Origin of the sequence: Agrobacterium sp. a22-2, assembly GCF_012276985.1 — a bacterium.
GTDB lineage: Bacteria > Pseudomonadota > Alphaproteobacteria > Rhizobiales > Rhizobiaceae > Allorhizobium.
Window position 1 is genome coordinate 122,025 of record NZ_JAAXMM010000010.1, and the last position, 15,083, is coordinate 137,107.

The window sequence follows — 15,083 nt, forward strand, 5'->3', positions numbered from 1 at the left end:
ACCTCCACGCACGGTGTCGATAGTCTGGCGGCCCAGGCGGCCACCAGCTACGTCGGCTGGCGATCAGTTGAAGCCATCAATGTCCGTGTCACCGACCTTGACATCGCCAAGCGTTCGGAACGTCAGGCGGGCGCCGATCGACCAGTCATTGGCGGATTCGCTGTCAGGGTCGCGCTTCTCTGTGTAGACCAGTGAGAACACGGTGCATTCGTCGGCATAGGAAACGCCGACGCCATGCCGGTTGATCTCGCTGCTGTTGACGTCCCAGGTCAGCGATCCGAAGATCGACCAGTAGTCGCCGACCTTGACGGAAGTGGCGCTCTGCACCTCGTCGTTGGATTCGTCGAAGCCGTATTCCGGCTGCGCGGCAATCTGCGTATAGGTCAGGTTCGTCTGGAACTTGTCATTGTGGAAGCCGACCGTGGCGTCGGTGCGGCGCACGTCGAAGGTCTTCTCGTCGAAGCGCGCATTGGTGCTCAGCGATATGCCGTTCGGTGCCTCGAGGCCGATCATGCCGACAAAGTCGGAGACGTCGCTTTCAAGCCCGGAATTGGCGCCGGCATTGACCAGATCGTCCGTGGCGAACGAATTGAGGCCTGCCACCTGATAGGACTGGCCGAAAATGCCGCGTAGCGCAAAGCCATTGTCGAACGATCCGGTATAGCGGATGCCGACATTGGCGCGGGTGCCGCCCTCGACCCGGTCGTAGCCGGAGAACTTGTCGCGCTCGAACAGGGTAGTCGCGTCGAATACGAAGCTCTGCGCGTCTTCGTTCGGCAGTTCACCGGCCATCTGTTCGTCCGGACGGACATAGAGCTGGGCGATCGGCTCGAAGACATGGCTGCTGTTGTCCGTGGTGACAAGCCACGGATAGCGGGCCTCCAGCCCGGCGGTGACCATGTAGCGGGTCGCCGAGGCGTCATTGGTGTAGTCGCCGGTATAGCCGGCCGGCGAATCCATATCGAGACCGTAGGCATCGCCGCGGGCCGCAAGAAGCGGCGTCAGCAGCAGGCCGCCGGGCGCCGTATAGGTACGCTTCCACTCGGCTTCCGCCGTCAGGCGGGACATGGTGCCCTTCAGGCCGCGGAAACGGTCATTGATGCCGTCGCCATCGCTGTCGACCGCATCGTCGTCGAAGCGCGACAGCACGGTGAAGTTGAGGTTCGCGGACAGTTGTCCACCCGCCACCGGCTCGGGCGCATAATAGCTGTAGTCGAGAGACGGCAGCACGGTGGGCTGGCGCTTCTCGGCGGAGTCGTCCGGATCGGCATCCTGCACGTCGAAATAATAGCCGCGCATGTCGAACGAGTTCCGCTCGCCAAGGCCGGTCAGGTAGACTTGGTTGGTGTGGGTCGTGTCGTCGAGCCCGTCGAGTTCGTAGGTTCGTGCAAAGTTGTTGTCGCTCTGCAGCATGACGTCCCAGCCGAACGACCAGCGAGGATTGACCTTGAACTCGCCCTTGGAGGCCACCATGCCGCGATTGTCGTTCTCGTAGTCGCTGGTGCCGGAATCGAAGTCGTCTGAATTCATCTGGCTGATGCCGGCGATGCGCGACGTCACAGTTCCGGCTTCGAACCGCTGGCGGATTTCGGCGTCCAGCAGAACGCCCTGGCTGGAGAAGCCGGTCGCCTTGACGGTCGCGTCCATCTGGTTGGAGATCGCGTAGTAATAAGGGATCGTCAACCCGAATCCGAGATTCTCGGAGGTGCTCATTTCCGGAAACAGGAAGCCGGACTTGCGCTTCACCGTGTGGTCGGGAACTTCGATGGCCGGCACGAAGGCGATCGGGCGGCCGAACAGTTCGAAGCGTGCCTTTTCGAGCCGTACCGTATGCTTCTCGCCGTTCTGAATGACGCGCTCGGCCTTGATCTGCCACAGCGGCGGACGTTCGGGCCGCTCGGCGCAGGGCAGGCAGGCGGTGTAGACGCCGTTATAGAGCACCATGTCGCGGCCGCCGATCCGCTCGCCGCGCTCGGCCGCCAGACGGGTATTGTCGCTGGTCTCGATTCGCAGAGCATTGACGAAACCGTCGGCGAAATTGTCGGTGACATCGAGCGAATCGGCATAGAGGCGATTGCCGCCCGGCTCGACCAGTTCGATATTGCCATAGGCCATCATCCGGCCGGTCTGCTGGTTATATTCGACGCGCTGGGCCACCATCTGGTAGCCGGCATAGTTGATCTGTACGCCGCCGACGGCTGTGACCTTCTCGGCGTCCTTGTCGTATGTCAGCTCGTTTGCCGCCAGCAGAAGCTTGGAATCGGCGGGAATATTGGGCTCAAGCGAACGCACGGCCTCGGCCCCTTGTGCGCGGATGTCCGCAGCAGAAGCGAGGTATGCGCACAATGAGGCGCCAGTCAGCAGGGCCGTGACAAGCCTTCTGATATTCTTGCGGTCACTTGCCGCCACTAACCATCCTCCTGGTGAAGCAAAATCGTTGCGCCTAGGGCCGTCGCAACGACGACCGGAACCCAAGCTGCAACGAACGGAGGTACTACACCGCTGCTACCGAATGCCTTCACGAGCACTGTTACGACATAAAGCACGAAGCCCGAAATGATTCCACCCAGAATCACCGACCGCGACTGGTTGAACCGGCTAAATTTTAGGGACACGGTTGCTGCAATCAGGGTCATCGCAACCAGAAGAAAGGGGAGCGAGAGCATGGAATGGAATTGGGTCTCGAGCGCCTTGGTGGAGACGCCGAATGATTTTGCGACGGAAATTTTCTTAGAAAGCTCATAAAATGCAACGGTTTCCGGCTGAGCAAGACGCTCTTGAATGAATTCCTGTTTCAGGTTGGTACGGACTTCCGCTGTGGCGAGCCTTACGGCGATTTCGCCGGGCCGGGTTTCCGTCACATCGTTAAGCAGCCAGTAACCATCTTTCAACTTTGCCGATTCGGCATCCTGCCGCAAGATGATGCGTCCGCCGCTGTCGAAGTGAACGAGAACGGCATCGACGAGCAGCGTTCCGTTCTCGAGCACGGTATTGGCGCCGATGATGGTATCGTCATTGCCGCTGATCTGGCGCAGCCATGGAATATTGGCCGATCCGCTCGACGTGCTGCTGGCATCGCGCCAGGAGGATTCGATCTTCAGCGCCTGGCTCTGCCCCCAGGCGGCAAGCGGATTGATCACCAGCATGGTCAGCAGGCCGACCATGAAGGCGCCGGCGATGAAAGGTGTCATGAACTGCCAGACGGAAATGCCGGCAGCCCGCGCCACCACCAGTTCCGATTTCCGGTTGAGGGCGATCAGCGTCGTCATGCCGGCAAACAGCGTGATGAAGGGCACGGTCTGCTGCAGCAGGAGCGGCAGGCGCATCGCCGTGATATACAGCACGCCCGACAGCGAATAGCCGGTGAGGCCGGCCAGACGGCCGGTGATTTCGCTGAAATCGATCAGGTAGATGATCGAGGTTACGCCGATGAAGAACCAGAAGATGGTCATCGCATAGCGTTTGAGAAAATAGCGACCGAGGGTGGTAAACATCAGGAACCGCCTCCGTTCGGCTGGCGGTCGCTGCCCGGCAGGCGTTTCTCGATCGCCGTCTGCGCCCGGCTGATCAGGTTGCGCAACGGGCGGGGCAGATGGGTCTTCTTGTTGCTCAGCAGCGCCAGCGCCGCAAGCGCACCGCTCAGCATGGGCGTCGCATAGATCGCCGGCACGAAGGCGGCGTTGTTCTCGGCCTGGTTGGCGCTGTAGAAGGACAGCCAGCGCAACAGAAGCGCCAACGTCAAGGCAGCGACCATCGGATGCAGGCGGGCTTCGCGATGCGAGCGGGCGTCTCCTGCAACCACCAGGGAGATCAGGGCCAGCGACAGCGGGAAGCTCCAGTCGGCCAGGCGTCGGTGCAGTTCGGAACGGTATTCGCCGGGATGGGCCTTGACGTCGGGGTCGGTCGGGTCCGGATTGAGCAGGAACGGCAGGCCGCGGTCGGAGGCGCGCAGCCGCGCCTGGCCACGCGTCTGCGTCAGGTCCGAAAGATCGAAGGAATAGGAATCGAAGCGGACTACCGAGACATTGCCGTCGGGCGCCTTGCGGTGCACCTCGCCGTCGCGCATGATCAGCGCGGTGCCGGTCTCATCAACCGCACCTTCGCGCGCATAATAGATGAGTTCGAAGGCCGGATCGCGCGAATCCGCGACGAACAGCCCCTTCAGCACCCGGCCCGACTGGCGTTCCGAAATCTGCACGTAGAGACCTTCCTCGACCCGCCGGAAGCTCTTCTCCTCGATGACGGAGGACAACAGGTCGGCATAGGCCGCCGCGATCATGTGGCGGGCAGCAACGCGGACCTGCGGCTCGATCAGATTGGCGATCAGGAAGGACAGCAGGCTCAGGCCCACGGCAAAGGCGATGATCGGCCGGGTGATGATCGAGCGGGAGGCGCCTGCCGCATCGATGACGGCCAGTTCGGAATCGTTGTTCATCGCCGTCAGGGTCTGGGTGATGCCGATGACCAGGGCGAAGGGCATGACGATCGGGATGATCGTCGGCAGAATCAGCGTGGCAAGCGTTGCAAACGAGCCGATCGACTGGCCGCTGTCGGTGACCAGGTTGATGCGCGCCAGCACCTGCGTCGTCCATATGATGGCCAGCACCGGCAACAGGGCGGTGAGGAACATCTGCGCGACGCGCCGCAATATGTAAAGTTCAAGAAGCTTCATGCCGGACCCTGTGAGCGCCCCTATTTGCCTATGGCCGCGTCAAAAGACAAGCCCCGTTTCGTTTGGTTTGTGAACGGAGGCGTTTCCTTTTCGGGCTATGGCATCACACTTGGGCGTTAGTGCGGGCTTTCACGAGATCAAATGTGGCAAAAGTCGACGCGAAGACAGTGACGGATAGCAGCCAGCCAAGCACGACGTCGGACAGGTAGTGCCCGCCGAAACTGACGCGCATCGCCGCCATGGTCACCGACAGGACGAGGATCGGCGGCCCGAGCACCGGTCTCAGGCGGACCGGCAGCAGAATGACCAGGCAGGCCAGCCAGCCGGCTCCTGCCGCCTCGCCGGAGACGAAGGAGCAATTGCTGTCGCACAACCCGCCGAAGGAGCCAGCGGCGGTAAAATCGAGGTCGCCGCCAAACAGATCGGTCTCATTGGGCCGTGGCCGGCCGGAAAGGCTTTTCAGGATGAGATTGACCAGGATGTAGGGGCCGATGACGAAGGAGAGCAGGGCGAGCGAAATCGTCCGGGTCTTTGCCCGCTGATAGGTGGCGCCGTGATGCTGCAGGCAGCCGATCAGCAGCCAGAGCATGAACAGGGCGGCCAGCGACGGCAGGTAGAACAACACCTTGCGCAGTTTGACCAGGACCCGCTCAGCAGCATTCGGAAAGCTTCCGCAGGCAAGCGAGGTTGCCTGCGGCTCGAGACAGTCGAGGGGCTGGAAAAAGAAGCGTGCCGCGGCAATGTCCACCTGTGGAAAGGCATGAAAACCTGCCAGCAGCAGAAACCACAGCGCCGCAAACCCGAGCGCCCATTGTTGCGCCGGCCTTTCGGATATAGGCAATGCCCAGGTGGCGCGGCCGTTGATGGTTGTCACGACGAGAGACATGGCGGCATGCTTTCCAGGTCGGCATTGATCGGAGCGGTGTGTTGCCTAGCAGGTCAACATGAAAGCCGCACGACGGCTGTCGCCAACCAAAATCGGGGAGCCAGGGAACTGGCCCTTGCTTTCAGGCCCGAAACCGACATGATCGGCGCTCATTGTGTTTTCAGCATGTTTTGTAAGGTCCTGCCCATGTCCGCCAAGATCGAAATCGGCTTCGCCAAGTCTCCCCGCCTGTCTGGCGATCTCGCCATTCTCCTGAAAGCCTCCGACGCCGAGCTGCCGGCCGGCGCCGCCGAGGCCGATCCGTCGGGTGTCTTCGGCAAGGCCGCCGATATCGCGAAATTCACCGGCAAGGCGATGGGCAAGCTCGATATCGTTGCGCCGCACGGCTCGCCGGTCGACCGAATCGTCGTCATCGGCCTGGGCAAGGCGGAGGCGGTGATCGCGCATGACTGGCTGAAGGCCGGCGGCACGGCAGCCTCCGTCCTGAAATCGGTGGACAAGGTGACGATCTTCATCGACGCGCCCGGCGTCGAGGTCAGCCCCAAGGCCGCCGCCGACTTCGCGCTCGGCATGCTGCTGCGCAATTACAGCTTCGATACCTACAAGACCCGCAAGAAGGACGATGAGGAAAACGGCCCGGCCAAGCAGGTCAAGGTGACCATCGTCACGGCGGACGCTTCCGCCGCCAAGAAGGCCTTTGCCGATGCGCAGGCCGTGGCCGAGGGCGTGATCCTCGCACGCGATCTCGTCAACGAGCCGGCCAATATTCTCGGGCCTCTCGAATTTGCCGCCAAGGCCAAGGAGCTTGAAAAGCTCGGCGTCGAGGTGGAAATCCTCACTGAAAAGGACATGAAGAAGCTCGGCATGGGCGCACTGCTCGGCGTGGCGCAGGGCTCCGTCCGCTCGCCGCGCCTTGCCGTCATGCAGTGGAAGGGCGGTAAGGCCAAGGATAAGCCGATCGCGTTCGTCGGCAAGGGTGTCGTGTTCGACACCGGCGGCATCTCGATCAAGCCGGCCGGCGGCATGGAAGACATGAAGGGCGACATGGGCGGTGCGGCGGCCGTCACCGGGCTGATGCATGTCCTGGCCGCCCGCGAAGCCAAGGTCAATGTCGTCGGCATCATCGGTCTGGTCGAAAACATGCCGGACGGCAATGCACAGCGTCCGGGCGACATCGTCACCTCCATGTCCGGCCAGACCATCGAGGTCATCAATACCGATGCCGAGGGCCGTCTCGTACTGGCCGATGCGCTGTGGTACTGCAACGACCGCTTCAAGCCGGAGTTCATGATCAACCTGGCGACCCTGACCGGCGCCGTCCTGGTGGCGCTCGGCACCCAGCATGCCGGATTGTTTTCCAACAACGATACGCTCGCCGACAATCTCCTGAAGGCAGGTCTCGCCTCCAACGAGCGCCTGTGGCGCCTGCCGCTTGGCAAGGACTACGACAAGCTGATCGACAGCAAGTTTGCCGACATGAAGAACTCAAGCGGCCGCCATGCCGGCTCGATCACCGCCGCTCAGTTCCTCAAGCGCTTCGTCGGCGAGACGCCGTGGGCCCATCTCGATATCGCCGGCACGGCCATGTCTTCGCCCTCCGACGAGATCAACCAGTCCTGGGGATCGGGCTTCGGCGTGCGCCTGCTCGACGAACTGGTGCGCGCCCACTACGAGGCGTGAGCATTCGCGGAGCCACCCTTGTGACCGACGTCCTTTTCTACCACCTGACCGAAACCAGGATCGAGGACGCGCTGCCGCCGCTTTTGGAAAAAAGCGTCGAGCGCGGCTGGCGGGTGGCGGTGGAAATGCGCGACGCGGAACGCCGCGACCGGCTGGACCAGCATCTGTGGACCTATCGCGACGAGAGCTTCCTGCCGCATGGCACGGATGTTTCGGAAACGGCCGGCGAACAGCCGGTCCTTCTGACGCTGTCGGCCGACAATCTCAACCAGGCCACGGTGCGTTTCTTCATCGATGGTGCCGTGCCGGGCGAGGGGTTGCCCTATGACCGCGTGGTCTTCGTCTTCGACGGCCATGACCAGGAACAGCTGGAAGGGGCGCGGGGCCAGTGGAAGGCCCTGAAGGCGCAGGGCCATACGCTCACCTACTGGCAGCAGAACAATGAGGGACGCTGGGAAAAGAAGGCGTGAGTTTTCTGGGCAGGATGTCACGTCCGGCCCATGTCTCTTCGAAAAGCCCAGCGCCGCAACCGCTATCTCTGCCGGCAGGACTTTCTACTCTTGCGACACGGTGTTGCCGACGCGCGGTCTTGAAATCGCGCTGCTGGTCAGATGGTAGCTGTCCAGCCCGGTGATCTCGGACAGCAGCGCCGTGAAGATCGTGGTGATATCGTGCTCGACGGTCGTGACGACCAGTTGCACGCCGCTTTCGGCGATGTTTGCCGGAATATCGACGGGCGAATTGGCACCCTTGGCCAATGCTGCTGTCTGATAGCCGTAGGACCAGGCGACGGTGGCCGTGCCGGTCGAACTGACATTGAGCACCGACACAGTGACCTTGAGCGCTGCGGTATCGAAGGGTTCCAGAATGCTGACCGCGCCCTCCACCAGGGTTTCCACCCCGGACGTGCTCCAGCTCGATTCCTGGGTCATGATGTCGCTTGTGGTGGCGGAGATCTGATCGAGGCGGCGGCTGACCATCAATCCCTCGCCGAGATCCAGCGTGGCGGCAAACAACACGATGATCAGCGGCAGGATGAGCGCGAACTCAATGCCTGAAATGCCGCGGCGGTCGGCCGCCAGACGGGTGAGCAGCCGCGTGCCGCCATTGCAGTCCTTCGGGCCGGATCGACGGTCGGGAAGAGCGGGGCGGGGCATCAGAAGGGCTCGTTTCTAAACAGGGACGCGGCGGCCAGGACATAGGTTCCGTCGTCCAGGGTATGGGCGTCCACACCGGCAAAGCCGAGCACGCTGTACCACGGCAGGAAGGCCTGGATCAGCATATAGTCGCTGGAGGCGCCGGCCGAGAAGCTTTCCGTGACCGAAAGAACCCCGCCGCTGACGCCCGAGACATAGGTCGCCGACGAGAAATCGGTCATGACGACGGTCCTGACCAGCAGATTTTCCGTGCATTCGAAGGAGAGGACCATGTTGGCGCACATCTCTGTCTTGAAGTCGTCGAGATCCCAGCCTTCCGATGCGGCAATCCCGGTTCTGACCTCGCGGGCGGTGCGCTGCAGCGCTGCGTCCAGCGTGCTGTCGACGAAAAACATCAATGCCACTTCGAGGATGGCGAAGAGAAGGACAAAGAACGGCATGGCCAACAGCGCAAATTCGATGGCCGTCGCCCCATTTTCGTCCCGGACCAAAGACCGGTGCAGACGCATGGGCGGGCTCCTAGTTCGTCAGCCGGACTTTGTTGAGATACTGATGAAACAGCGTCGAAAGGCCCGCCTCGATCTCATCGGAAGAATTGGCCTGAATGAACAGGTCGCTGCTGGACGCGCAGTCCGACAGGGCGACCGGAATATACGCCAGGCGGGTCTTGCTGCCGTAACCCGATTTGATCGTGCCGCCCCAGACCGACGCATAGACGCTCGAGGACATCGTCGAGCCGACGGTCGCCTCATAACCCCAATCCCAGGTCATCGGCAGGTATTCGGTATAGAGCACACCGAAGCTGGCATTGAGATCCTTGATATCCTTACACCAATTGGGGTTGAGCGGCGTATCTGCCTTCTGCAGGCTGCCGGACGAGGTCGGAAAACGAATGCCGGAGCTGGTTTGCAGGACCCAGTTGCGCTCCGACTGCACGCCATCTGTCAGCATCAGGACCAGCTTCATTGGAGAACCCGAAGACGATCCGTCGCCCGCGGTCCCGACAAGCTTCTTCAGAGCCGTCATCGAATAGTCGAAATAGGTTGCAGGCTCCGATGTGGCGCTGGTCAGTCCGCTGGTGTCGTCGCTCAGCTTCTTGCGGGCGTCGCTGGTGGAAAAGGTCGGTGCGAGTACCTGCGTTGCCGTCTGCCCCACGGTGTAAAGGCCGACCTTGATGCGCTGGTGAGTCGTGTCATAGGTGTCGATCATGTCGAGTACTTCTTCGACGGCCGCGAGCGAGACGTCGGTGCGAAGCTGCACGCCCATGGCTTTCGCGAGCCCGTAGACCGTTGTGTATTTCTTCTTCTTGTAAGTGTATGTGGCGCCCTCGCTTGTATGGCAGGCGAAGGCGCATCCGGCGGCCGACGCCAGCATTGTCGTCTGGCCCGCAGTGGTGGCGGCCAGCAGCATGGAGGCCGATTTATCCAGCACGATGTAGACGTTCAGGTAGCTCTCGCCGGGGCCGGCCACCGAGGTGGACACGCCGACGTCGATGCTGTCGATATTGGCCACCTTCAGCAGCGTCGTCGGCACCGTGAGGGTGGCCGTCGCGGTAATCTCCTGATTGCTCGTATCGATATCGATGTCGCCGAGCGCATAACCGGCCTCTGACTCATCCGTCTGGGCCGCAAACCAGTTGTTGATCTGCTCCTCGATGGCGTCGTCATCGAGTGTGCCGACGCTCTTCACGGCAGCCAGCAGCGCGGTATCCAGGTTGGACTGCATCTTGGTTCGGATATTGTAGGCCCGCACATAGTCCAGGCTCATGCCGACGGCCGTAATCAGCGGCACCAGCAAAAGAGCGAAGGAGAGGGCAATGTTGCCGCCGCGGTGGGCAAGCAGTTTCCGAATTTTCTGGTTCATGCGCAATACCGTTAAAGAGACGCGCCAGGCGTGGGACAGTAATCGTGTCCTTATCTTTAGTATGTCGGCGTTACACTTCCGTTAACTGGTGTGGCGCGAATCGGAACTTTGTGGCAGTTGGCGAGCGTCCGCTCAGCCGGCCATTGCATCGTCATAGTCGGCGGAAAGCTCCAGCCATTGTTCTTCGGCAGCCGCAAGTCTTGCAGCCGCTTCGCCGCGCTGCTTGACCTTTTCGGCGGCCTTGGCCGGGCTCTTTTCATAGAGCGAGACATCGCCGAGTTCGGCATCGAGCGCCGCAATCAGCTTTTCGAGCTTCTTGGTCTCGGCCTCGATATCGTTGATCTTCTTGCGCAGCGGTGCCAGCGAAGCCCGACGCTCGGCCGCGAGCTTGCGCTGGTCGGCCTTGCTCGCCTGGTCGGCTACGGGTTCGGGTCTATCCTTTTCGTCTTTTTTTTTACCCGAAGAGACGATCAGGCTGCGGTACTCTTCCATATCGCCATCGAAGCTCGAAACCGTGCCGTCGTTGACCAGCCAGAACCGGTCGACGGTGGCCTCGATCAGATGGCGATCATGGCTGATCAGGATCACGGCGCCTTCGTAATCGTTGAGGGCTGCAATCAGGGCGCGGCGGCTGTCGATGTCGAGATGGTTGGTCGGCTCGTCAAGGATCAACAGGTTCGGCGCATGGAAGGCGGCAAGGCCCATGAGCAGGCGGGCCTTTTCGCCACCCGACAGATCCTTGGCGGGCGTCGCCATCTTGGCGGTTTCCAGACCCATTTGCGCGACGCGGGCGCGCACCTTGGCTTCCGGCACGCCCGGCATCAGCCGGCGCACATGCTCGACCGGCGTATCGCCGGGGACCAGGTCGTCCAACTGGTGCTGGGCGAAAAAGCCGATTTTCAGGGCGGGCGCTATCTTGATTTCGCCGCTCTCGGCCTGCAGGCGGCCGGAAATGAACTTGGCGAAGGTCGACTTGCCGTTGCCGTTCGAGCCGAGCAGCGCGATCCGGTCGTCATTGTCGATGCGCAGGTTGATATTCTTCAGGATCGGCTTGCCCGGCTCATAGCCGACGGCACCGCCATTGATGGCGATAATCGGCGAGGCAGGCTGCTTTTCCGGCTCTGGAAAGGTGATCGGCTGGACATGGTCCTCGATGACAGAGGCGACGGTGCCCATGCGTTCCAGCGCCTTGACGCGGCTTTGCGCCTGCTTGGCCTTGGAGGCCTTGGCCTTGAACCGGTCGATGAAGGTCTGCAGATGCTTGCGCGCCGCTTCGTTCTTGACCTTGGCCTTGGTCTGCAATTCGTCGGCCTCTGCCTTCTGCCGTTCGAACTGGTCGTAGCCGCCGCGGTAGAAGGTCAGCTTCTGCTCGCTGAGATGGATGATCGAGTTGACGGCTGTGTTGAGCAGGTCGCGGTCATGGCTGATGACGATGACGGTGTGCGGATAACGCCGCACGTAATCTTCCAGCCACAGCGTGCCTTCCAGATCGAGATAGTTGGTGGGCTCGTCGAGCAGCAGCAGGTCCGGCTCGGAAAAGAGGACTGCTGCCAGCGCCACGCGCATGCGCCAGCCGCCGGAAAAGGACGAGGCCGGGCGCAACTGCGCCTCTGCATTGAAGCCGAGGCCGGCAAGGATCGTCGCCGCACGCGCCTCTGCCGAATGGGCATCGATATCGGCAAGCCGCATCTGGATCTCGGCAATGCGGTGCGGATCGGTGGCGGTCTCTGCCTCCACCAGCAGGCTGGCGCGTTCCTTGTCGGCGGCCAGCACGATCTCGATCAGCGAATCCTCGGTGCCCGGCGCCTCCTGGGCCACCTGGCCGATGCGGGCGTTCTTCGGGATCGACACCGAACCGCTTTCGGCCGAGAGATCGCCGGTGATGATCTTGAACAGCGTCGACTTGCCGGCGCCGTTGCGGCCGACAAGGCCGGCCTTGGTGCCGCTCGGCAGCGAGACGCTGGCATGGTCGATCAGGAGGCGGCCGGCGATGCGGGCCGAAATATCGTTGATTGTAATCATGCCCGCGCTTTTGGCCGATGTGGGGAACAAAGGCAATATGCGGCAGGCTCTTGCACTGCACAATGACGCCGGCCGGCCCGCGGCCGATGCCGATATGCAACGTGTTCGGGCGATATTGCCGAAATCAGGCGGCGTTGCGTCCGATCGTCCGGGCGACGGCCGGGGAATAGCCGACGATCGGCGAGCGGCGGTCATGGCGCGCGGCAGCAAGCGCAGTCTCGGCCTGGCCGATCAGCTGTGTGGCGGACACGGCGTCTTGCGCCATGGCATAGCCCATCATCAGGCCGAGATTGCCCGTCGTGTTGCCGTCTTCCGTGGCGAAGACGAGATTGTCGACCACGGACGAGTGCAGCCGTTCGGCGATGCTGCGCGCCGCCTCGCTGGAGACGCCGTCGAACAGGAAGGAAAACTCATCGATGCCGGTGCGCGCCACGAAATCGTTCTTCTTGATCGACTTGCGGAAAATGGTCGCCAGCCGCTTCAGGATGCGGCCGGTCGCCGCTTCGCCATACCGGTCGACAAGGGATTTGAAGTGATCGATCTCGACGACGATCAGCGTCGTCTCGGCCGGGTTGGTATCGCCGCTGTAGAGGCTGGTGACCCGGCTCGAGAAGGCCTGGCGGTTCGGCAGATGGGTCAACCGATCGCGCAGGCTTGCTTGCCTGGCGGCCTTGGCCGCCTTTCGGGTGGCTTCCATCTGCGTGAGGCCGGCCTGCAGTGCCTGGCTCAGCGCCGTTTCCGAGCGCACGATATCGCCGGCCGCCGCCGCCAGGAAATCGAGATCGTCCATCACCTCGGACAGGCCGCGGTTCTCGTCGTCGCGGGCACCGCGAATGGTCTTTTCCAACGCCCGCGAAAACGCTTGCTTGCGGTCGATCCCCGCCGACAATTGCTGTAGGAGGTCGTTCAGCAGATCGGTGGCATCATCCTGCAGGCTTTGCTCGGCGGCGCCACAATGGCCGACCAGCCGATGCTTGAGCCCGATCTGGTCCAGCACCACCTGCGCCGGCTGGCCGTTCAACGACAGAACGTCGCGCGTCAGGTCAGCGTTGTGCCCGTACAGCGCCTCGTAGAACAGTTCGTAATTGCGCGGAAGGCCGAGCACCTGCAGCTTGACCATGGTGGCCACGACTTTCTGCAGGCTGTCAGCGGCGGTGTTTGGACGGGATTGCGCCGCGGCGGATGTCTTGCCGGAAATCAATTGGGTCATCGGGGTTCCTGGTCGAAGGGGCCGGCGGACCGTCCAAGGAGGGCGTCTCGGGATTGTCGGGTTCGCGGGCACTATATCGCCGAGACTCTTAAGTAATCCTGACATCCGTTAAGTAAGGCAATGGTCTTTGACGACGAACCGGGCGTTTCACGCCCAGGCCTTGCCCTCGGTGCGGACGAAATAGATCATGTCCAGCGACAGGCTCGGCTTGCCGAGCGCGGTCAGGATGCCATGCACCTGGCCGCGATGGTGGGTCTGGTGGTTGAAGATGTGCGAGAGCGCTGTCCGCAGTTTGTGGCTGACAGCGACCGGGTTGGTCACCGGCACATAGGTAAAATCAGCGGCAAGCCTCTCCTCCGTCAGGCCTGCGGTAAAATCGATGATGCGCCGATCCAGCAAGGTCCGCGCGGCATCGAGGCTCGCCAGGTCTTCAAACGGCCGGGCATTCAGTGCGGCGTAGGTTTCGCCATGGCCGGTCATGCGGTGCAGCCAGATCCGGTCGGCCACGAGAATATGGGTGAGCGTCGCAAACACCGAGCCGAAAAATGCGCCCTTGTCGGCGTGCAGCTCGTCGTCGGTCAGGTCTGCGGCTGCCTGGTAGACCAGCCGGTTGGCCCAGGCATTGTAGGCGGCGAACATTTGGAAATGAGACAGCATGGGCTTTTCTCCAGGTATCGCGGGATGTTGCCAGCAGACTAAACCAGTTTCGGATTTTTGGACCTGATCGGTTCCATGAATTTTCCTGATTTGATTGTTGGCGCCCGCTGGCGTCCTATAAGACGGGATTGCCCGAGACCTTCGAAAGGAGACCAGCCCATGACCCTCATCCTTTATTCGCTCTGCGGCGCCGATGCGTCCCGTCCGTTCTCGCCCCATTGCTGGAAGATCGTCATGGCCCTGCATCACAAGGGACTGGCCTTCGAGGAACGGCCCTTGCCGTTTACGGCCATTCCCACGGTCGAGCAGGGCGCCAGCAAGACCGTGCCTCTGCTGCGCGACGGCGAGCGGCTGGTGTCCGACAGTTTCGACATCGCGCTCTATCTCGACGAAACCTATTCCGATCGCCCGTCGCTGTTTGGCGGCGAGGGCGGCGAAGCCATGGCGCGCTTCATCGAAGGTTTTTCGCAGACGGTCATTCATACCGCAGCGACCCGTATCGCGCTGATGGATATCCACGATATGCTGGATACGCCCGACCAGGCCTATTTCCGCGACAGTCGCGAAAAGCGGCTCGGCAAGCCTCTCGAAGCGATTGCCGCCGGCCGTGATGCGGAGATCGCCGCATTCCCGGCCAAGCTCGAGCCGCTCCGGCATATGCTGAAGTTCCAGCCCTTCATCGGCGGCGACGGCCCGCTGTTTGCCGACTATATCCTGTTCGGAGCTCTGCAATGGCTGAGGATCACCTCCGGCAGCATTCATTTGCCGGCCGACGATCCGGCAGCCCTGTGGTTCGAACGTTGCCTCGATCTGCACGGCGCCGAAGCGCGACAGGTGGCGTGAGGCGGGCGTTCGTCCTGGCCTTTGCGAATTCTCATTGGCGGGCGCTGCCATAGGTATAAGCTCGGATCGGGAGCGGGCAACGGAAGAGCGTAT

The 15,083-nt window shown here is 62.0% G+C and carries 13 protein-coding genes; 3 read left to right on the forward strand and 10 right to left on the reverse strand.

The window, feature by feature from the left end; all coding sequences use genetic code 11:
• Positions 1-63 precede the first annotated feature (63 nt).
• The 4 genes from HFC70_RS16780 to HFC70_RS16795 form a co-directional block, all read right to left on the reverse strand.
• Positions 64-2,409, reverse strand: coding sequence for an LPS-assembly protein LptD (locus HFC70_RS16780; RefSeq protein ID WP_168474423.1), 2,346 nt, complete (start codon positions 2,407-2,409; stop codon positions 64-66).
• Positions 2,409-3,497, reverse strand: a complete 1,089-nt coding sequence (lptG, locus tag HFC70_RS16785) for an LPS export ABC transporter permease LptG (RefSeq protein ID WP_168474551.1) — start codon at positions 3,495-3,497, stop codon at positions 2,409-2,411. The genes HFC70_RS16780 and lptG overlap by 1 nt, the downstream gene beginning before the upstream one ends.
• Complete coding sequence (gene lptF / locus HFC70_RS16790) at positions 3,494-4,672, reverse strand: LPS export ABC transporter permease LptF (protein WP_168474424.1); 1,179 nt, start codon at positions 4,670-4,672, stop codon at positions 3,494-3,496. The genes lptG and lptF overlap by 4 nt, the downstream gene beginning before the upstream one ends.
• Positions 4,673-4,775: 103 nt before the next feature.
• Positions 4,776-5,558: a phosphatase PAP2 family protein gene (locus tag HFC70_RS16795; protein WP_168474425.1), complete on the reverse strand. Its 783-nt coding sequence runs from the start codon at positions 5,556-5,558 to the stop codon at positions 4,776-4,778.
• A gap of 186 nt (positions 5,559-5,744) precedes the next feature.
• Between HFC70_RS16795 and HFC70_RS16800 the strand changes: the two genes are divergently transcribed.
• Both HFC70_RS16800 and HFC70_RS16805 read left to right on the forward strand, forming a co-directional pair.
• A complete protein-coding gene (locus HFC70_RS16800) occupies positions 5,745-7,238 on the forward strand; it encodes a leucyl aminopeptidase (protein ID WP_168474426.1) in 1,494 nt (497 codons plus the stop codon).
• A 20-nt stretch (positions 7,239-7,258) separates the two neighbouring features.
• Entirely contained in the window at positions 7,259-7,708 is a 450-nt protein-coding gene (locus HFC70_RS16805; protein ID WP_168474427.1) for a DNA polymerase III subunit chi, read from the forward strand.
• Positions 7,709-7,792: 84 nt separating this feature from the next.
• Here HFC70_RS16805 and HFC70_RS16810 read toward each other — a convergent pair whose 3' ends face one another.
• The 6 genes from HFC70_RS16810 to HFC70_RS16835 form a co-directional block, all read right to left on the reverse strand.
• On the reverse strand, positions 7,793-8,395 hold the full coding sequence (locus HFC70_RS16810; RefSeq protein ID WP_168474428.1) for a TadE/TadG family type IV pilus assembly protein: 603 nt from the start codon (positions 8,393-8,395) through the stop codon (positions 7,793-7,795).
• The gene (locus tag HFC70_RS16815) at positions 8,395-8,904 is read right to left on the reverse strand and encodes a TadE/TadG family type IV pilus assembly protein (RefSeq protein ID WP_168474429.1); all 510 of its coding nucleotides are present in this window, start codon (positions 8,902-8,904) and stop codon (positions 8,395-8,397) included. Before HFC70_RS16815 ends, HFC70_RS16810 begins: the two co-directional genes overlap by 1 nt.
• Before the next feature lie 10 nt (positions 8,905-8,914).
• Positions 8,915-10,258, reverse strand: a complete 1,344-nt coding sequence (locus HFC70_RS16820) for a TadE/TadG family type IV pilus assembly protein (RefSeq protein ID WP_168474430.1) — start codon at positions 10,256-10,258, stop codon at positions 8,915-8,917.
• A 132-nt stretch (positions 10,259-10,390) separates the two neighbouring features.
• Positions 10,391-12,280, reverse strand: a complete 1,890-nt coding sequence (locus tag HFC70_RS16825; RefSeq protein WP_168474431.1) for an ABC-F family ATP-binding cassette domain-containing protein — start codon at positions 12,278-12,280, stop codon at positions 10,391-10,393.
• A 124-nt stretch (positions 12,281-12,404) separates the two neighbouring features.
• The gene (locus tag HFC70_RS16830) at positions 12,405-13,490 is read right to left on the reverse strand and encodes a GGDEF domain-containing protein (RefSeq protein WP_168474432.1); all 1,086 of its coding nucleotides are present in this window, start codon (positions 13,488-13,490) and stop codon (positions 12,405-12,407) included.
• Positions 13,491-13,637: 147 nt separating this feature from the next.
• A complete protein-coding gene (locus HFC70_RS16835; RefSeq protein ID WP_168474433.1) occupies positions 13,638-14,147 on the reverse strand; it encodes a DinB family protein in 510 nt (169 codons plus the stop codon).
• Between the two features lie 159 nt (positions 14,148-14,306).
• Between HFC70_RS16835 and HFC70_RS16840 the strand changes: the two genes are divergently transcribed.
• A complete protein-coding gene (locus HFC70_RS16840) occupies positions 14,307-14,990 on the forward strand; it encodes a glutathione S-transferase family protein (protein WP_168474434.1) in 684 nt (227 codons plus the stop codon).
• The last annotated feature ends 93 nt before the right edge of the window (positions 14,991-15,083 follow it).